The organism is Dactylosporangium thailandense (assembly GCF_059739745.1).
This window is the reverse complement of the sequence record NZ_AP029195.1, coordinates 4490570-4509614: the sequence shown is the minus strand read 5'-3', so window position 1 is coordinate 4509614 and position 19045 is coordinate 4490570. Positions and strand designations below refer to the sequence as shown.

Genomic DNA, 19045 nt, shown 5'->3' with positions numbered 1-19045 from the left:
ACTCTACACGACCGGTATACATCATGTGTATACCGGTCGTGTAGAGAGCCTGAGCTGGGATGGTGCGGAGATTGAGGGAATCCGGGCCTTCGCGAAGCCGGAGTATTCCCTCCCACTTTAATGTATAGCAATATGGGGGGATTGCGGCAAGAGCCGGGTTGTGCTGCAGAATCGGCGACCGTGCGTGTTGTGGCTTTTCACGAAGTAGACGAGACCCAGGTCAAGGCGGTCGGCGGCAAGGGCGCGAACCTGGGCGCGCTGTCGCGGCTCGAGGGCGTCAGCGTCCCGGACGGCTTCTGCGTGACGACGGACGCCTTCCGGCAGGTCGTGGCCGGCGCGATCGACGATCTCCTCGATCGGCTGGCGCGCCTGGACCCGGACGACCGGGTTGCGGTCCGCGCGCTCAGCGCCCAGATCCGCCGGACCGTCGAGGAGATCGCCATCCCGGACGACCTCGCGGCCGAGATCACCGGCGCGCTCGCCCGGCTCGGCGAGCGGGACGCCTACGCGGTGCGCTCCAGCGCGACGGCCGAGGACCTGCCGACGGCCTCGTTCGCCGGCCAGCAGGACAGCTACCTCAACGTCGTCGGGCCGGCCGAGGTCCTGCGGCACGTGAGCCGGTGCTGGGCATCGCTGTTCACCGAGCGGGCCGTGACGTACCGCCGGCGCCACGGCATCGATGACCGGGCGGTCAGCATGGCCGTGGTCGTGCAGCGGATGGTCGACCCGCGCGCGTCCGGCGTGATGTTCACCGCCGACCCGGTCACGTCCAACCGGACGGTCACCTCCGTGGAGGCGATCGCCGGCCTCGGCGAGGCGCTGGTCTCCGGCCTGGCGAACCCGGACACCTTCACGGTGCGCGACTGCGAGATCGTCGCCAAGCCGGTCGGCGCGCTGCTCACCGACGCCGAGGTGCTGCGGCTCGCCCGGCTCGGCCGGCGGATCGAGGCGCACTTCGGCCGCCCGCAGGACATCGAGTGGTGCCTGGCCGGCGACGACTTCCGCATCGTGCAGAGCCGGCCGATCACCACGCTGTTCCCGATCCCCGAGCGCGGTGACGACGAGCACCGCGTCTACCTCTCGGTCGGCCACCAGCAGATGATGACCGACGCCATGAAGCCCCTCGGGATCTCGTTCTGGCAGATGACGACCCCGGCCCCGATGGCGGTGGCCGGCGGCCGTCTGTTCGTCGACGTCACGCAGCGCCTGGCCGTACCGTCGACTCGGGAAGCCCTCCTGGACCTCATGGGGAAGTCGGATCTGCTCACCGCCGACGCGGTGCGCACGCTCCTCGAGCGCGACGGCTTCATCCGGCCGCTCCCCGACGAGGGCCCGCTCAGGCCGCTGGCCGGCGGTGCGCTCGAGCCGATCGAGACCGACCCGGCCGTCGTCACCGAGCTGATTGGGCGCGGCGAGGCCTCGGTCGCCGCCGCGGAGCGCGAGATCCGCACGAAGTCCGGCGAGGCGCTGCTCGACTTCATCCGCGCGGACATGCAGGAGCTGCGGCGCCTGCTGTTCGACCAGGAGAGCCGCCGGGTGTACCTGCCGGCGATGGAGGCCACCTGGTGGCTCAACGAGCGGCTGGAGGAGTGGCTCGGCGAGAAGAACGCCGCCGACACGCTCGCGCAGTCCGTGCCGCACAACGTGACCTCCGAGATGGGGCTGGCGCTGCTCGACGTCGCCGACGCGATCCGCCCGCACCCGGACGTGGTGGAGCGGCTGCGGCACGTGGACGATGACGGCTTCCTGGAGGAGCTGCCCGGGCCCGCGCGCGAAGCCGTCGAGGGCTGGCTGCGCAAGTACGGCATGCGCTGCGTCGGCGAGATCGACATCACGCGCCCGCGCTGGAGTGAGCGCCCCTCCACGCTCGTGCCGCTGATCCTCGGCAACATCAGGAACTTCGAGCCGGGAGCGGGTGCGCGGCGCTTCGAGGCGGGCCGGCAGGCGGCCTGGAACAAGGAGCGGGAGATCCTGGCGCGCCTGCGGGAGCTGCCGGACGGCGAGCACAAGGCCGCCGAGACGAAAGAGCGGATCGACCGGGTCCGGACCTTCATCGGCTACCGGGAGTACCCGAAGTACGGCATGATCAGCCGCTACTTCGTCTACAAGCGGGCCCTGCTGGAGGAGGCGGAGCGCCTCGTGCGGGCCGGGGTCCTGCGCGAGCGGGAGGACATCTACTACCTCACCTTCGACGAGCTCGGCGAGGTCGTGCGCACGAACCGCGCGGACGACTCGCTCATCGCCGCGCGGCGGGAGGAGTTCCGGTGGTACGAAACGCTCACGCCGCCGCGGGTGCTCACCTCGGACGGGGAGGGCATCACCGGGTCGTACCGGCGCGACGATCTGCCACCCGGCTCGCTGGCCGGCCTGCCCGTCTCCGCCGGGACCGTCGAGGGGCGGGCCCGCGTCGTGCTGGACATGGCCCAGGCCGACCTCGAACCGGGCGACATCCTCGTCACGGCGCACACGGACCCGAGCTGGACGCCGCTCTTCGTGGCCGTCGCCGGGCTGGTGACGGAGGTCGGCGGGCTGATGACGCACGGCGCGGTGATCGCGCGGGAGTACGGGCTGCCGGCCGTCGTCGGCGTGGTGGACGCGACCCGGCTGATCGCCGACGGGCAGCGGATTCGCGTGCACGGCACCGAGGGGTATGTCGAAGTGCTGCCGTAGATGGCACGCTTGGCTGATGGGGCAGCCGGAGGACGAGATGCTGGCGAAAAGACTCGGCCGCGTCAGCATCGGCGGGCGGATCGCCGCCGCGTTCCTCGACAATGACATCAGCGAGTTCGACCGCGAAGTGCCGCTGCGTTTCGACCTTGCCCTGGAACGCATCCGCACTGTGCTCGCCCCGCTGTCCCAGTTCGGGCCTGCGGAAGTGGTGGGAGCGGGACCGGATCGAGTGAGGCTGCGCAGGCACACCGGAGGCGGGACCGGGAACCTGAATCCGGTGGTGGTCACCGTCGTCGCGGCTCGCAGCGGCGAGCACAGCACCGCCGTGCACGTGCGGGCGGTCGCGAAGGAGGGGCTGATCAAGCAGCGTGCGGCTCACAAGACCGCCGAGCGCATCGCGGCGCTGCTGGACATCGCGCGCTGATCGCGCCGCAGTCCGCGCGGTTGACGAGCCGGGGTGGCTCTGCTTGCGTATACCGATGGCGATCAAGAATGTGTTCGTGGGGCGTGCCGGGAACGTCCGCTCCGGGTGGAAGGTCGCAGGCTTCCTCGGATCGTCCGTCGCGTCGGTGATGCTCGCCGCGGTGCTCACCGGCCTGTTCGCCCCGGCCTGGGCGCTGCGGGACGGCCAGCCGTGGCTGGTGGTGACGATCAGCGCCGTCCTGATCGCCGGGGTGTGGGCGCTGTGTCTGCGGCTCGAGGGGTGGCGCTGGGCTGACGTGGGCCCGGTGCCCAGTTGGAGGCGCCTCGGGCAGTTCGTCGCCGGCCTGGCCGGTGGGGTCGCGCTCGTCGGCGGCCTGGCGTGGCTGCTGATGCTCGGCGGAGTCCTGTACTGGCAGTCGAACCCGTCGTTCACCACCCCGCTCATGGCGTCGGGCACCGCCTACTTCGTGGCCGCCGTCCTGGTCGAGGAGCTGATCTTCCGCGGCTACGCGCTGCGGCGGCTCGCCGAGGGCATCGGCGCGGTCAAGGCCGTCGTGGTCCTCGCGGCGGTCTTCGGCGGCTACCACCTGCTCAGCATCGGCTCGAGCCCGGCCGTGAAGCACGGCGGCGCCGAGCTGCTCTGGACCGCCGCCGGGCCGCTGATCGGCGCCGTCGTCTTCGGGTTCGCCGCGCTGCGAACCGGGAGCATCGCCCTTCCGCTCGGCCTGCACCTCGGCTGGAACTGGACCCAGTGGCAGTTTTTCACGCTGCCCGGCGACGACAACCCGATCGGGCTGTGGACGCCGCTGATCTCGGCGCACTACGCCGGAAACCCGGTGCCGTTCCGGATCGGGTACCTGGTGGCGATGAGCCTGGCACTGGTGGCCATCGCGCTGCTGACCCGCCGCGCCCGCGACCGGGGGCCGGTGACGCTCGCCGCCGTATGATGCGCGCCGTGAAGCGGTCGGTTGGAGCCTGCGTTCTGCTCGTCCTGCTCGCCGGGTGCGCCGCGCCCCCGATGGCGCCGGGCGGTGTGCCGGGGGCGCCGACCACCGGCGTGCCCAGCGTCGCGCCGGTCGCGGTGTCGGCCGATCCGGCGGCGTGCACGGCACCGCAGCCGGCGCGGGCCGACCCGTTCCCCTTCAACCGGGACGCCGCCCGGCGCGACGCCGTGCTCGGGGTCGGCGGCACGTACCTCGGCGGCGTCGAGTCGTTCGAGAACCTCGACGCCACCAAGCTCGGCTGGCTGATCGCCGAGCGGTACGCCGACCCGTACGACACCCAGAACGCGGCCCCGTCGGTCTGGGAGATCTTCCGGTTCCTGTGCGCGCATCCGAAGGTCCGCGCCGCCGGCTACGTCGTGAGCATCGAGCGGGACGACTACCGGACGTCGATCGAGGACATTTACGCGTCGGCCCCCGACGCCACGCTCAAGGCCGACGCCCGGGCGTTCTGCGCCGAGGCGGACGAGTCGACGTTCGACGGCCGCCTCGAGTGCTTCTGGGACTGAAGGTTTCCACGCACAAACGTTTCGTCCAACGCATGCTGATCGGAGCCATCAACAGATGACCAACCCCGTCATCGCCGGATTCCACCCCGATCCCAGCGTCTGCCGGGTGGGGGAGGACTACTACCTCGCCTGCTCCAGCTTCGAGTACTTCCCGGGCGTACCCATCTTCCACAGCCGGGATCTCGTGCACTGGACCCAGATCGGCAACGCGCTCGACCGCCCGAGCCAGCTGGACCTCCCGGCCGGCACCGCGTCGTCGGGCGGCATCTACGCCCCGACGCTGCGCCACCACGACGGCCGGTTCTGGCTCATCACCACGAACGTCAGCGGCGGCGGCAACCTGCTCGTCACCGCCACCGACCCGGCCGGCCCCTGGTCCGAGCCGATCCCGCTGCCCGGTGTCGTCGGCATCGACCCCGACCTCGCCTGGGACGACGACGGCGCCTGCTGGTGCACGGTCGCCGGGGTGTCGCAGGTCCGCATCGATCCGCACACCGGGCAATGCCTCGGCGAGCCGCGCCGGATCTGGTCCGGCACGCCGGGCGCCAAGGCCCCGGAAGCGCCGCATCTGTACCGCATCGGCGACTTCTGGTACCTGCTGCTCGCCGAGGGCGGCACCGAGCGCGGCCACGCCGTGTCCATCGCCCGCGGCCCCAGCCCGGCGGGACCGTTCGAGCCGTGCCCGCAGAACCCGATCCTGACCCACCGCGGCACCGACCGCCCGATCCAGAACACCGGGCACGCCGACCTGGTCCAGGCGCCGGACGGCTCCTGGTGGATGGTGCTGCTCGGCGTCCGGCCGTACGGCGGCACACCCGGCTGGCACGTGCTGGGCCGCGAGACGTTCCTGACCCCGCTGCGCTGGGTCGACGGCTGGCCGGTCCCCGGCGACGTGTCGCTCTCCGCGCCCGAGCCGCCCTGGCCGCTGACGGCCGCGGCCGCCGAGCCGGTCCGTGATGACTTCGACCTCGCAGACCTGCACCCGCGCTGGATCTCGCTGCGCGTCCGCACGTCCGAGCACTGCACCACCGGCGACCGGCCCGGCTGGCTGACGTTGCGCGCGCGGGGCGGCTCGCTCGACGACCTCGACGTCACCTTCGTCGGCCGGCGCCAGCAGGACCGGTACTGCGGCGCCCGGACGGCGATCGACGCGGCCGGCGGGCGCGGCGGGCTCGCGGTGCGCCTCGACGAGCGGCACCACTACGCGATCGAGGTCGCGGACGGCGAGGCGCGCGTGCTGGCCCGCATCGGCCCGCTGCGCACAGTCGTCACGGCCCGGGCGGTGCCGGACGGTCCCGTGGTGCTCGGGATCGACACGGGACCCTTCGAGGGCGCGCACGACTCCCGCAGCGGGCCGGACTCCGTGTCCCTCGGCCTCGCCCGGCCGGACGGGAGCCTCGACGCGCTGGCGACCCTCGACGGCCGGTACTTGTCGACCGAGGTCGCCGGCGGCTTCACCGGCCGCGTCATCGGCATGTACGCGGAGCACGGCACCGTCCACTTCGACTGGTTCGACTACCGGCCTACCCCGCCGCGAGGCTGACGGCGGGTGTTCTTCGTGCCGGTCAGGCCACGGTGCAGGGGATGCCGTTGAGGGTGAAGGCCGCCGGTTCGGCGGTGTTGCCGGTGTGGGTGGCCTGGAAGCCGAGGTCGACCGAGGCGCCCGGGGCGAGCGTGCCGTTGTAGCTGACGTTGCGGGCGCTCACCGGGCCGCTGGAGGGGGAGAAGGTGGCGTTCCAGCCCGAGGTGATGGACTGGCCCGAGGGCAGGGTGAAGGCGAGCGTCCAGCCGTCAATGGTCGCGGTGCCGGTGTTGGTGATGCTGATGGCGGCCGTGAAGCCGTTGTTCCAGGTGCTCATCGTGTAGGTGACCCGGGGCGCCGCGCCACCGCCGGTCGACCGGCTGGGCGACGGGCTGACCGGGGCGGAGGGCGTGATGCTCGCCGACGGGCTGGTCGAGGTGCCGCCGATGCTGGTCACGAACGTCATCGCGCTGCGGGCGGGAAGCGTGACGGTGAGCGATCCGTTCGTCATGGCGAGCGCGCTCTGGGGCGCGACGGTCCGGCTGGCGTCGGTGAGCCAGTTCGAGACGCTGCCGGACGCGGCGGTGCCGGCGAGGGTGAACTGCTGGGTCACCGATGCGGTGTTCTTGTTGACGGCGACGATGACGACGGTGTTGCCGCCCCGGTACGCCGAGACGAAGACGTTCGACGCCGGGTTCGCCGTCGCGTCGACCCGCACGTATCCGGGCCGGACGAACCTGGCGAAGTGCGCCATCATGGCGCCGCGCTTGCTGATCTGCCCGTCCTCCCGCATCGGGCCGTAGCTGCGCCGCAGGTACCACCAGACGTACGCCTGGAATTCCGCGTCCACCATGGCGTGGTGCATGTGCTCGGCAACGTCGAGCGCCCCGGGCCAGGCGTCTGCCGAGTCGGTGCTGTTGGGGTAGTAGACCTCGGTCATCCAGAGCTCTTTGCCCGCGCCCTTCTGCTGGAACAGCGGGTACGGGAAGTTCGCGTACGGCGTGCCGTAGAGGTGCGCGCCGATGATGTCCACGTTGGCCAGCGCCGCGGGGTCGTTGAGGATCGGGTCCGACATGGACTTCACGTACTGGAAGGACTCGGGCGCGATCACCCGGGTGCTGATCGCGCCGGCGTTCGCCTTCAAGAAGTTGACGATCTCGGTGGCGGTCCACCACGTCCACGTCGAGGCATAGTCGGGCTCGTTCTGCACCGAGATCGCGTACAGGTTCACCCCGTTGTTGCGCATGTAGGTGGTGAAGTCGTTCAGGTGCTGGGCGTAGGCGCCGTACGCGCTGTACTTGAGGCGCTTCGCGTTGGTCTGACTGCCCCGGGTGAAGGTCTCGGTCATGCTGGCCGGAGGGTTCCACGGCGACGCGAACACCGTGGCCCCGAGCGCGACCGCGCGCTGCGCCGTCGCCAGATCACGGCCCCAGTCCGACTGGTTCTCGTTCACCGGAATTCTCAGCAGCGAGAACCCCAGATGGCCTTCTCCGGTGCCGAACGCGGTGTCCCGCTGCGCCGCCGTCAGGTCGCCGGCCCAGATGGCGTGGGACATGGCGCCGAAGCCGCGGATCGTCTGCCGCGGTGCCGACGGATTGACGTTCGCCGTCGCGGCCGAGGCCTCCGTGGCCCCGAGGACCGACGCCGCGACCGTGAGGACCGGCACGGCCCCCATGGTCGTCAGGACGGCTCTGCGGCTCAGCAGCCTGCTCTCGCCGCGCTCCTGCTGATCTTGACTCATGACTCGCCCTTCCCGTCGTCGGTGCTGGCGATTGTTATCGCTCACAATCGCTTGTGTCGAACGGCGGGCGGCGCAATGCGGCGTTGATTCGCAGTGAACCCCGGTGTGGCGTGAAAGTTCCAATTCGGCGTTTCGGGACTCATCCGGAGTCCGTGTCATAACACTTTTGCGATTGATTGGCCGGCGACGGATGCGCCCTTGAATTGCCGGTGCATTTCTGGCACCGTCGGCGACGCGTTGTGAGCGCTCACACATCGGCACCGTATGAGCCCCCAGAAGGGACACCCCGATGTCTGCACCCTCCATTCGGCGGCGGCGCTGGCCGCTCGTCGCCCTCACCGCCGCGCTGACCGTCGCCGCCGCCGGCGTGACCGGCACGCACCTCGCCTCCGCGGCCACCACCGGCTGCCGGGTCACCTACACCGTGACCAACCAGTGGCCCGGCGGCTTCGGCGCCTCCGTCGACGTCACCAACCTCGGCGACCCGGTCAACGGCTGGCGGCTCACCTGGACGTTCACCGCCGGGCAGACCATCACCCAGCTGTGGAACGGCACCGCCGCCCAGTCCGGTGGCGCGGTCACCGTCACCAACGCCGCCTACAACGCCGCCATCGCCACCGGCGCCACGGCGAGCCTCGGCTTCAACGGCACCTACACCGGCTCCAACCCGGCCCCGGCCACCTTCGCGCTCAACGGCGTCACCTGCACCGGCGGCGTGAGCGGATCGCCGAGCCCGAGCACCTCCACGCCGCCGCCCGGCCCGGCCGGCCCGTGCGACATCTACGCCGGCGGCGGCACGCCCTGCGTCGCCGCGCACAGCACCACCCGGGCGCTCTACGCCGCGTACAACGGCCCGCTGTACCAGGTGCGGCGCTCCTCGGACAACACGACCCGCGACATCGGGGTCCTGTCGGCCGGGGGCTACGCCAACGCGGCGGCCCAGGACACGTTCTGCGCGAACACGACGTGCCTGATCACGATCATCTACGACCAGTCCGGCCGCAACAACCGGCTCACCCAGGCCCCGCCCGGCGGCTTCCAGGGGCCGGCCGCGGGCGGCTACGACAACCTCGCCAACGCCACCGCCGCCCCCATCACCATCGCCGGGCACAAGGCCTACGGCGTCTACGTCGCGGCCGGCACCGGCTACCGCAACAACGCCACGAACGGCGTGGCCAAGGGTGACCAGCCCGAGGGCATGTACGCCATCTTCGACGGCACCCACTACAACGGCGGCTGCTGCTTCGACTACGGCAACGCCGAGACCAACAGCCGCGACAACGGCAACGGCACGATGGAGGCCATCTACTTCGGCAACATCAAGGTCTGGGGCTACGGCACCGGCAACGGCCCGTGGGTCATGGCCGACCTCGAGAACGGGCTGTTCTCGGGCGTCAACGCCGGGTACAACGCCAACGACCCGAGCGTCAGCTACCGGTTCCTGACCGCGATCGTCAAGGGCGAGCCGAACCACTGGGCCATCCGCGCCGGCAACGCCCAGTCCGGCAGCCTGTCGACGTTCTACGACGGCAAGCGGCCCAACGTCAGCGGCTACAACCCGATGAAGAAGGAGGGCGCGATCATCCTCGGCATCGGCGGCGACAACAGCCACGGCTCCGCCGGCACCTTCTACGAGGGCGTCATGACCTCCGGCTACCCGAGCAACGCCACCGAGGACGCGGTGCAGGCCAACATCACGGCGGCCGGCTACCGCTGATCCGCACGGCCGGAGCGGGTCGGGGGAGCCGGGACTGCTTGACAACGTCCCGGGCGGTATGCCGAGATGGACACCCGGCTCCCTCGACCGCAACGGCCGGTGATGGCATTTGGCAACGACGAACGCCGGCCGGGCATCCCTGGCCGCGGCGGCGAAAGCGGGTGACGAGCGCGCGCTCGGCGACCTCCTGGAGGCGCACCTGCCGCTGGTGTACACCATCGTGCGCCGCGCCCTCGCCGGGCACCCGAACGCCGTCGACGACGTGGTGCAGGAGACGATGCTGCGCGCGCTGCGGCAACTGCCGTCGCTGCGCGAACCGGAGAGCTTCCGCGCCTGGCTGGCCGCGATCGCCGTCCGGCAGGCCGGCACCGCGCTGCAGCGCGAGCGCATCACCGCCGGGCGGCGGGCGCCCCTGGACGCGCTCACCGACGTGCCGGACGCCGACGACTTCGAGGATCTCACCGTCCTGCGCGTGGAGCTCTCCGGGCAGCGGCGGCAGGTCGGGCAGGCGGTCGGCTGGCTCGACCCCGACGACCGGGTGCTGTGGTCGCTGTGGTGGCTGGAGATCGGCGAGGAGCTGACCCGCGCCGAGCTCGCCGCCGCGCTCGGCGTCGGCGTGGTGCACGCCGGTGTGCGCATCCAGCGCATGCGCAACCGGCTCGAGCAGGCACGGGTGCTCGTGGCGGCGCTGGACGCGCGGCCCCGCTGCCCGTGGCTGGACACGGTCGTGGCCGGCTGGGACGGCATCCCCGGCCCGCTGTGGCGCAAGCGGATCGCCCGGCACACCCGCTCCTGCGTGGCCTGCGCGCGGGCCGCCGAGGGGATGGTCGGCACCGAGCGGCTCCTGACCGGCTTCGCCCTGTTGCCGGTACCGGCCGCGCTCACCGGCGCCCTGACGGCCCACGACACCGTCATCGGCGCCGGCACCGGCCACCCCGCCGTCGTCAAGGCCACCGCGAGCGGCTCGGCCAAGGCCGGCTGGCTGGCCGGCCTGCCGGTCGCGAAACTGGTCGTCGCCGGCTCGCTGGCCGCCGGGGTCGTGGCCGCCGCCGCGACCTGGGCGGCGGATGAGCCCTCGCCGCCGCCATCGTCGGCGGCGAGCCCCTCCGGCCAAGCGCCGCCGCCGTCATCGCCGCCGCCGTCATCGGAGCCGCCGGTCGCGTTGCGTCCCGGGCCGGTGTCGCTGGAGTTCGCGGCGGCCGCCGGGCGCTACCTCGGCACCGACGGGCAGCAGCTCGGCGTCCTCGTGGAGCCCGGCACCGCGTCGTCGCGGCAGCGGGCCACGTTCGAGGCGGTGCCGGGCCTGGCCGACGCGAGCTGCTATTCGTTGCGGGCCGCCGACGGGCAGTACCTGCGCCACTCGTCCTGGCGGCTGCGGCTGAGCCGCAACGAGGGCACGTGGCTGTTCCGCGGCGACGCGACGTTCTGCCCACGCGCCTCGAGCGACGGCGAGGTGATGCTGGAGGCGTCGAACTACCGCGGGTACTTCATCCACCGCGAGGGCGACCAGCTGTGGGTGCGGCAGGCGGACGGCACCGCGGCGTTCCGCGCCCAGAGCACCTTCCGCGTCCGGCCCGCGCTGGCATAGGCCGGTGCGGCGGTGGGAGCCCACCGCCACACCGGCCCCGTTGGATCGGCTCAGCTCAGGCCGAAGCGCTGGTTCGCCCCGCCCCAGCAGTCGTACAGCTGGACCTGCTGGCCGTTGCCGGTGCCCCAGACGTCCAGGCAGCGCCCGGACTGCACGCCGGAGATGGTGCCGTTGCTGTTGACGTTCCACTGCTGGTTCGTCTGGCCGTTGCAGCTGTAGACCTGGATCGCCGCACCGTTGCCGGACCCGGCGGCGTCGAGGCACATGTTGCCGTACACCTGCAGCTGCTTGCTGGACGTGTACGTCCAGGCCTGGTTGGTCTGGCCGTTGCAGTCGTAGAGCTGGACCCGGGTGCCGTTGGTGTGCGACGCGTTCGGCACGTCGATGCAGCGGCCCGACTGCGCGCCGACGATCCGGCCCCCGCCGCCGCCCCCCGTCGTGGGCGTGGGCGATGGGGACTGGGTGCCGCCGCCGGTCGGCGAGGTGGTCGGGCCGGCGGCGTTGAGGGCGTTGAGGACCGAGGTGTAGGCGGCCTTCTTGTTGCCGCCGCCGTCGAACAGCAGCGGGCTCTCACCCGAGCGCCACGAGTCGCTGTCCCGCACGCCCCACACGGTGATGCCGACGCAGCGCGGCACGTTCATGCAGGCCTGGGTCAGCCCGGAATACTGCGACGTCGACGCGTTGGTGACGTCGACCTCGGTCAGCGCCACGTCCACACCGAGCGCGGCGAAGCTCGACAACGTCGTCTGGAAGTTCGACGGCAGCGAACTGCCCCCGGTGAAGTGCGTCTGCAACCCGACGCAGTCGATCGGCACACCGCGGGACTTGAAGTCCCGGATCATGTTGTACACGCCCTGCGTCTTGCCGTACGACCAGTTCTCGATGTTGTAGTCGTTGTAGCACAGCTTGACGTTCGGATCCGCAGTGCGGGCCGTCCGGAACGCCACCTCGATCCAGTCGTTACCGGTCGCCTGCAAGTTGGACTGCCGGCGGCTGCCGTCCTCGTTGAACGCCTCGTTCACCACGTCCCAGTACGCCAGCTTGCCCTTGTAGTGGGCCATCACCCCGTTGATGTGGTCGATCATCGCCTGCCGCAGCGTGCTGCCGCTGATCCCGCCCCACCAGCTCGGCTGCTGGGAGTGCCAGGCCAGGGTGTGTCCGCGGACCTTCATCCCGCGCTGGGTCGCCCAGTTGTAGATCTGGTCGCCGGCACTGAAATTGAACTGGCCACGCTGCGGTTCCGTGGCATCGGGCTTCATCTCGTTCTCGGCCGTGACCATGTTGAACTCACGCCCGGCGATCGTGGTGTACGTCGAGTCGCCGAGCCGGCCCGCGGCGATCGCCGTGCCGAAGTACCGCCCCGACTGCGCGGCCGCCGCACCGAGCGTGCTCGCGGCGGCGCTCGCGTCCGGGATGATCATGATCGCGCCCGCCACGGCGACGGCGGCGACGGTCCCGCCGATCAACGCCTTGACGCGCAACGATCGTCTGGTTGCCACGATGGGCCTCCTTGTCGGTCCTGGGGCCGGGCCGCCGCCCACCGCACGCGGGCAGGCGGGAGCCGCCGCGCGTGCGCAGGGGTGTCGGTGGGCTGCATGACCCGGACCGCAGAACGGTGGATTTCAATGCGTTGTCATGCTGGCACGGGGGCCGGGGGCGAGCAAGACTTTCCGGAATACTTTCGGAAGGCGCCGCGGCGCGAATGCCCTGGAGTGCACGCGAGACGTGAACAGAGCCCGGAAGTTCCGAAGTTTCGGTGCTGAAAATTTCGCGGCGGCGGGGTCGGCCCGCGGGGCGATCCACTTCGTGGGAGCGATCCCACGCGACGCTCCCGGTCCGGCTATGGTCTCCTCGTGCTGGCCGTCGTCTGGAGCGCCATCCGCATCCGCCGTGGTCCCGCCGTGGTCATGGCGGTGCTCGTCGCGCTCACGGCGGGCGGGCTCGCCGCGGCCGGCTGGTTCGCCGAGCGGGACGCGGCCCGGGTCACGGCCGCGCTGATCGCCGCCGCCCCGCCCGCCCAGCGCACGATCGTCGTGCGCGGCACCATCGCGCTCGGCGCCGACCCGCAGGAGGCGCTGCGGCGCTTCCGGGCGACGACCGAGTCGACGGCGGGGCTTGCGCTGGAAGACGGCGTGGCCGGAGTACAACTTCCGGGCTTTGTCGCGACGGCGACCGGGGAACGGTTCGCGACCGAGCTGCGGTATCGCGACGACGGGTGCGCGGGCCTCACGCTCACCGGCAGGTGCCCGGCCGGGGCCGGCGAGGTGGCGCTGCCCGCGGCCCTGGCCGAGCGGCTGGGCACGACGGTCCAGCACAGCAACGGCCTCGGCCGGCAGCCGCTCACGCTGACCGTCGTCGGCACGTTCGAGCAGCCCGGCGACTATGCGATCACCACCCTCGACACGATCGCCGCGGCCGGGGTGCCCGCCTACGCGACCGAGGACCTGCTGCTGCCCGCCGCGCAGTTCGGCCGCGGCGATCCCGCACCGGTGGCCGCCGCGGTCGCGCGGCTGCAGCGCAGCTCGCTCGAGGTGAGCCAGAACGCCGAGGCGCTGAACCGGTCGGTCGCCGGCGAGCGGTACGCGGTCACGCACGGCATCGTCGTCGCCGCCGTGCAGCTCGTCGCGATCGGGTGGATCGCGATCGGGGTCACGGCCTGGTATGCGGCCGAGGGCCGCCGCTCCGACGCCGCCCGCATCGCGCTGCGCGGGGCGCGACGCTGGCGGGTCCTCGCCGCGACCTCCGGGCAGAGCGCGCTGCCCGCGCTCATCGGCGCCGCCGTCGCCGGGAGGACCGGCCTCGTCGTCGGCGCCGGGGCGCTGGTGCTCATCGTGGCCGCCGACTGGCGGCTCACCCGCGCGCCGGTGCAGCGGCTGCTGCAGTCCGCGCCGCCGCGCCGGGCCGCGCTCGCCGGGGCCGTGCTCGACCTCACCGTGCTCGCCCTCGCGGTCGCCGCCGGCTACCAGTCCGCGGTCACCGGCGAGGCGCCCGTCGACGGCTTCGGCCTCGAACTGCTCACCCCCGTCCTGCTCGCCACCGCCGGGGCCGTGCTGCTGACCCGGCTGCTGCTCCCGCCCGCCGTCGCCGCCGGGCGCGCGGCCCTGGCCCGGGGCCGGGTCACCGCCGGGCTCACCGCGCTGTTCCTGGCCCGGCGCACGTCGGCGTACCGGATCGTGCCCGTCCTCGCCGCGGCCGCCTGCGTGTGCGGGGTCGCCGCGCAGGACTGGGCCCGGGCCGACACCGCGCGCCTGCACCGGGCCCAGGCCGAGATCGGCGCCGACCGGGTGCTGGAGATCGCGCCGGTACCGCCCGAGCGTCTCCTGGCCGCCGTCCGCGCCGCCGATCCGCAGGGCCGCCACGCCATGGCCGTCGTCGTGGCGCACGCGTCCGGCCCCGGCCCGCGGATCCTCGCCGTCGACTCGGCCCGGCTGCGCGCGGTCGCCGCGGTCGACCCCGGCCCCGCGATCGAACGGCTGCACCCGCCCGCCCCGGGGCCGATCGCGTTCACCGGCACGACCCTCACGCTGCGGGCGGCCGGCGGCGGGACGGTCGCCGTGGGCGTGACCCTCGCCGTGCACGGCACCGGGGAAACGGTGCGCGCGGACTTCGGGGCGATCGGGGACGACGGGCCGTACGACTCGGACGTCATGGCCTGCAAGGACGGCTGCCGGGTCGTCGCGCTCGACCTGCGCGGAGACCCCGGAGCGCAGCTCGAACTGTCGGAGCTGCGGGCCGACGGGAAGGTGGTCGTCGACGGGGCCGCGTTCGCCGATCCGGCGCGGTGGCGGACCACCGTCGGCGGCGCGGCCACCGGGTTGCAGCGGCTGCGCGGCGACGGCCGGATGCGACTGGCCACCATCGCACCGGCCCGCGCCACGGAGGTCGACCAGCATCTGTACGTCGTCGACGCCCCGCTGCCGCTGCCGGTCCTGGGCACCCCGGGCAGCCTGCGGGAGCCGGACCAGAGCGGCACCGCCGAGCTCACCCTCGCCGGCGTGGCGCTCCCGGTGCGGCCGTCCACGGTGGACGGGATGCCCGGAGTCATCCTCACCGACCTGGAGTACGCGGACCGGCTCACCACCGGCCTCACGCGCGCCAAGGGCGCCCGGGCGGACGAGCGCGACCAGGTCTGGCTGGCCGCCGACGCGCCGCCGGACATCGTCGGCCGGCTCACCGCGGCGGGCCTGCGCATCACCGGCGGCGACTCCGTGGCGGCCGGCCGGGACCGCCTCGCGCGCCTCGGCCCCGCCGGCGCGCTGCGCTTCCACCTGCTCGCCGCGGCCGTCGGGCTGCTGCTGGCCGGGGCCGCGCTGACCGTCGTCGCGGCCGTGCAACGCCGTCAGCGCCGGGCCGAGTTCGAGGCGCTGCGCCGCCAGGGGGTGCCCGCGCGGGTGCTGCGGGCCGCCGGCCGGTGGTCCGCCCTGGCGCCCGTGGCCCTGGCCCTGGCGATCGGGCTCGTCGCCGCGGCGGCGGCCCGCTGGCTGCTCCGCTCGCCGGTGCGGCCGTTCACCGACGGCTGGCCCGTGCATGAGCCGGCCGTTTCGGTACCGGCACTGCTGGCCGCCCTCGCCGCCGCCACGATCTGCTTCACCGCCGCCGCCCTCGGCTCGGGAGCCCGCCGATGATCGCGCTGACGCTCGCCATGCTCCGGGCCCGCTGGCGCCCGGCCGTCGCGCTGTTCCTCCTGGCCACGCTCGCCTCGGCCGGGGTCGCGCTCGCCCCCGTGTACCTGGCCCGCGCCGAGGACGGCATCGTCGCCGACGAGGTCGCCGCGGCCCGCCCGGACGAGCGCACCATGCTCGTCACCGCCACCCTCGAGCCCAACGCCGCCGGCACCATGGACGACCGTTTCGAACGCGACGGCGCCCGCCTGCTCGACGCGCCCGGCTACACGCGCGTCTTCTCGGCGTCGTTCGTCGCGCAGCCGGTCGAGGAGCCCGCGGTGTTCCTGGACGGGACCCGGCAGGTGACCTTCCGCGACGACCTCTGCGAACACGTGACCGTCCACGAAGGACGGTGCCTGATGAGCCAGGGCGACGCCGTGCTCAGCGAGGAGACCGCGCACCGGTTCGGGGTCCGGCTCGGCGACCCGCTCGCGCTGAGCTCGTCGTCCTACAACTCGTCCACGAGCCAGTTCGTCACCAACGGCGCGCCCGGCTACCTGACCGTGGTCGGCATCGTGCGCCCGATCGCGTCGCCGTACTGGGGCCGCGGCCGCACCGACGCCGCCGTCTACGTCGACCGGCGCAGCTTCGACGGCTTCGTGCGCACCTCGGAGCTGCAGACGTACGACGCCTACCCGCAGCCCGGCGCCATCAGCGTCGCGACCCTGCCGCGGCTGCGAGCCTGGCTGTCCCAGGTGGACCCCGGCGCCGCCGGGGGACAGGCCTCGATCGGTCTCGGCGGCCTGCTCGACCGCATCGACGCCGCCCGCGCCGCGGCCCGGGAGCCGGTGCCGTTCGCGGCCGTGCCCGTCGCGCTGCTCGGCGGTGCCGTGCTCCTCTTCGCCGTCGCGACCGGTGCCCGCGCGAGCCGCTTCGAGCACGGCATCGTCGCGCTGCGCGGCGCCCGCCGGCCCGGCCGCTGGTGGCTCGCGATCGCCGAGCCGGCCGTGCCCGTCCTCGCCGGCGGCCTGACCGGCAGCCTGGTCGCCGGGGCCGGGGTGCCGTCGGCGCTGCGGTACGGGGCCGCGCTCGGCGCCGCCGTGGTGCTCGCCGGGGCCGTGGTGGCCGTCCGGGCGATCTCGGCGCCGCTGAACGACCTGCTGCGGCGGGTGGACCGGCGGGGCGCCCGGTGGCGGTCGGCGACCTTCGACATCCTGGTCGTGCTGCTCACCGTCGCGGCCGTGGTGCACTTCCACACGTCCGGCGACAACGTGTACGGCGTGGCGCCCCTCGCCCCGGCGCTGCTCATGCTGGCCGTGGCCCTGCTCGCCGCGCGGGCGATGCCGCTCGTGGCCGCCCGCGCCGCCGCGGCCGCGCTGCACCGCGGCCGCCCGGTCGCCGCCCTCGCCGCGCTGCGCCTGGCCCGCCAGCCGTCCGGCCGCCGCCTGCTGACCGTGCTCGTCGTCGCCGTGGCGCTGCTCGGGTTCGCGGCCACCGGCGTCGCCGTCGCCGTCGCGGCCCAGGACACGCGCGCCGACATCGCGGTCGGCGCGAGCCGCGTGCTGACCCTCGGCCCGGTCACCCGCCAGCGCCTGCTCGCCGTCACCCGCGCCGCCGACCCCGACGCCCGCTACGCGATGGCCGTCGTCGCGTCGCCGGACCTGCTCGCCGTCGACACGACCCGGCTGTCCACCGTGGCCGTCTGGCGCGACGCCCCGCCCGACGCCGGCCGCACCCTGCACCCGTTCCCGGCCGCGGCGCCCGCGGTCGTGCGCGGCGACACCGTGGCGTTCGACATCACCGCCGCACGCCTCGACGGCCTGACCCCGGACCTCACCGCGCACCTGGCTCCGCTGGACGGCGCCCCCGGCCTCGAGGTCCGCCTCGGTTCGCTGCGGCCGGGCCGCCAGTCGTACTCCGGACCAGCCGCCTGCACCGCGGGCTGCCGCCTGGCCGATCTCGAGGTCGACCTCCCCGGCACCGCCGGCCCGACGGTCGCGCTCACCCTGCACGACCCGCCGACCCGCGACTGGCGCACCCCTCCGGACGCGTCCGTCACCGCCGCCCCCGACGGGGTCACGTTCACGCTGCGGGCCGGCGCCCGCCCCGGCGCGGGCCTGCTGCGCCCGGCCGGCGTCCCGGACCGCATCCCGGTGATCTCGGCCGCCGCGCCGGACGGCCCCCTGAGCGCCTTCGACGACACGCCGGTCCCGGTCACCGTCGCCGCGACCGCCCGCACCCTGCCCCGCCTCGGCGCCCACGGCACCCTGATCGACCTCGAGTACGCCGATCGCCTGTCCGGCGACTCCGGCGTCGCCGACAACGCCGAGGTCTGGCTCGCCGCCGACGCCCCGCAGTCCATGGTGGACGCGCTCACCGCCGCGGGCCTCACCATCACCGGCGAGCGCACGACCGCCGGCGAACGCGCGCTGCTCGGCCGCGCCGGCGGCGCCCTCGGCATGCGGTACTCGCTGCTGGCCGGCGTCGCCGCGGTGACCCTGGGCGTGGCCGGCCTCGTGGTGACGACGCTCGGCGCGAGCCGCGCGGACCTCGTCGCCCTGCGCCGCCAGGGCGTGCCGGCGCGCGTGACGCGGCGCGTGGAGCCGGCGACGCTGGCGGCCCTGGTCCTCTGCGCACTCCTGATCGGCGCGGCGGCGGCCGCCGCGGCCTGGTTCGCGATCGGCCGCTACCTGCCCGCCGTCGCACAGGCCTGATGTGGCGCCGCGCACCGCCGGGCCCGGCGGTACGCGATCGCGGCCATGAGGAAGATGACGCCGCCGAGGGCGAAGTACGCGTCGATCGCACTGCCTGACCACATCGTGTAGGCCGAGGGGTGAGCGACACCGAGCTCCTGCTCGTAGGTGAGTCCGGTCAGGCCGTTGCGCACCAGGCCGGTGGTGCGCAACGAGGTGTCGATCAGCCCCGAGGCGCCGCGCAGCACGAGGAGCACGCCGCCGATCCAGCAGCACCAGGCCAGCACCCAGGCGGGGACCCGGCGGCCCCAGTCCTGATGGAGCGCGAGCGGGACGACCGCGCCGACGACGAACATGATGCCCACCACGACGGTGAAGACCCACATCGTCGCGTTGCGCACCTCCGGCACGGTCGTCTCCGCGTCGCCGAAGCCGAAATGGCCGCCGAACGCCCAGTACACGTGGAACGCGGCGAACACCACCACCCACGCGAAGGCGGCGCGGCCCGCCTTCCGCAGCGCGGCCGGCGCCGTCCGGGACGGGATCTCGATCTGGCCCATGCTGGTGCTCATCTCCC

General features: G+C 73.5%; 12 protein-coding genes. 9 read left to right on the top strand and 3 right to left on the bottom strand.

Translation table 11 applies throughout. The features are described from left to right. Nucleotides 1-120 precede the first annotated feature (120 nt). Genes rph through AC6JBM_RS19345 form a run of 5 tightly spaced genes read left to right on the top strand, consistent with a single transcriptional unit; the run spans nucleotide 121 to nucleotide 6146 of the window. Entirely contained in the window at nucleotides 121-2670 is a 2550-nt protein-coding gene (rph, locus tag AC6JBM_RS19365; RefSeq protein ID WP_497984987.1) for a rifamycin-inactivating phosphotransferase, read from the top strand. A 16-nt stretch (nucleotides 2671-2686) separates the two neighbouring features. After that, nucleotides 2687-3094 carry a hypothetical protein gene (locus AC6JBM_RS19360; protein ID WP_497984986.1) on the top strand — a complete coding sequence of 136 codons (408 nt, stop codon included), beginning with the start codon at nucleotides 2687-2689 and terminating at the stop codon, nucleotides 3092-3094. Nucleotides 3095-3149: 55 nt separating this feature from the next. Further along, nucleotides 3150-4040 (top strand): CPBP family intramembrane glutamic endopeptidase, encoded by an 891-nt coding sequence (locus tag AC6JBM_RS19355; RefSeq protein ID WP_497984985.1) that lies wholly within the window; start codon nucleotides 3150-3152, stop codon nucleotides 4038-4040. 8 nt (nucleotides 4041-4048) lie between these two features. Next, entirely contained in the window at nucleotides 4049-4603 is a 555-nt protein-coding gene (locus tag AC6JBM_RS19350) for a hypothetical protein (RefSeq protein ID WP_497984984.1), read from the top strand. 55 nt (nucleotides 4604-4658) lie between these two features. Next, on the top strand, nucleotides 4659-6146 hold the full coding sequence (locus tag AC6JBM_RS19345) for a glycoside hydrolase family 43 protein (RefSeq protein WP_497984983.1): 1488 nt from the start codon (nucleotides 4659-4661) through the stop codon (nucleotides 6144-6146). 22 nt (nucleotides 6147-6168) lie between these two features. On the opposite strand, the gene xynC is transcribed toward AC6JBM_RS19345, so the two are convergent. Continuing rightward, nucleotides 6169-7866: a glucuronoarabinoxylan endo-1,4-beta-xylanase XynC gene (xynC, locus tag AC6JBM_RS19340; RefSeq protein ID WP_497984982.1), complete on the bottom strand. Its 1698-nt coding sequence runs from the start codon at nucleotides 7864-7866 to the stop codon at nucleotides 6169-6171. 289 nt (nucleotides 7867-8155) lie between these two features. Here xynC and AC6JBM_RS19335 point away from each other — a divergent pair, with 289 nt between their 5' ends. Both AC6JBM_RS19335 and AC6JBM_RS19330 read left to right on the top strand, forming a co-directional pair. Next, complete coding sequence (locus AC6JBM_RS19335; protein WP_497984981.1) at nucleotides 8156-9583, top strand: arabinofuranosidase catalytic domain-containing protein; 1428 nt, start codon at nucleotides 8156-8158, stop codon at nucleotides 9581-9583. Nucleotides 9584-9692: 109 nt separating this feature from the next. Next, on the top strand, nucleotides 9693-11171 hold the full coding sequence (locus tag AC6JBM_RS19330; protein WP_497984980.1) for a sigma-70 family RNA polymerase sigma factor: 1479 nt from the start codon (nucleotides 9693-9695) through the stop codon (nucleotides 11169-11171). Between the two features lie 50 nt (nucleotides 11172-11221). Here the strand turns inward: AC6JBM_RS19330 and AC6JBM_RS19325 are convergent, their stop codons facing one another. Next, entirely contained in the window at nucleotides 11222-12670 is a 1449-nt protein-coding gene (locus AC6JBM_RS19325) for an endo-1,4-beta-xylanase (RefSeq protein WP_497984979.1), read from the bottom strand. A 354-nt stretch (nucleotides 12671-13024) separates the two neighbouring features. Between AC6JBM_RS19325 and AC6JBM_RS19320 the strand changes: the two genes are divergently transcribed. Continuing rightward, nucleotides 13025-15796, top strand: coding sequence for an FtsX-like permease family protein (locus tag AC6JBM_RS19320; protein ID WP_497984978.1), 2772 nt, complete (start codon nucleotides 13025-13027; stop codon nucleotides 15794-15796). After that, complete coding sequence (locus AC6JBM_RS19315) at nucleotides 15793-18489, top strand: hypothetical protein (protein ID WP_497984977.1); 2697 nt, start codon at nucleotides 15793-15795, stop codon at nucleotides 18487-18489. Before AC6JBM_RS19320 ends, AC6JBM_RS19315 begins: the two co-directional genes overlap by 4 nt. Here the strand turns inward: AC6JBM_RS19315 and AC6JBM_RS19310 are convergent. Further along, nucleotides 18462-19040 (bottom strand): DUF3995 domain-containing protein, encoded by a 579-nt coding sequence (locus AC6JBM_RS19310; protein WP_497984976.1) that lies wholly within the window; start codon nucleotides 19038-19040, stop codon nucleotides 18462-18464. The genes AC6JBM_RS19315 and AC6JBM_RS19310 overlap by 28 nt on opposite strands. Between the last annotated feature and the right edge of the window lie 5 nt (nucleotides 19041-19045).

Bases quoted from the DNA above. Each gene is read 5' to 3' on its own strand.
- AC6JBM_RS19345 (WP_497984983.1), top strand. From the start codon at position 4,659: ATGACCAACCCCGTCATCGCCGGATTCCACCCCGATCCCAGCGTCTGC.
- rph (WP_497984987.1), top strand. From the start codon at position 121: ATGTATAGCAATATGGGGGGATTGCGGCAAGAGCCGGGTTGTGCTGCA.
- AC6JBM_RS19355 (WP_497984985.1), top strand. From the start codon at position 3,150: ATGGCGATCAAGAATGTGTTCGTGGGGCGTGCCGGGAACGTCCGCTCC.
- AC6JBM_RS19315 (WP_497984977.1), top strand. From the start codon at position 15,793: ATGATCGCGCTGACGCTCGCCATGCTCCGGGCCCGCTGGCGCCCGGCC.
- AC6JBM_RS19335 (WP_497984981.1), top strand. From the start codon at position 8,156: ATGTCTGCACCCTCCATTCGGCGGCGGCGCTGGCCGCTCGTCGCCCTC.
- AC6JBM_RS19310 (WP_497984976.1), bottom strand. From the start codon at position 19,040: ATGAGCACCAGCATGGGCCAGATCGAGATCCCGTCCCGGACGGCGCCG.
- AC6JBM_RS19360 (WP_497984986.1), top strand. From the start codon at position 2,687: ATGGGGCAGCCGGAGGACGAGATGCTGGCGAAAAGACTCGGCCGCGTC.
- xynC (WP_497984982.1), bottom strand. From the start codon at position 7,866: ATGAGTCAAGATCAGCAGGAGCGCGGCGAGAGCAGGCTGCTGAGCCGC.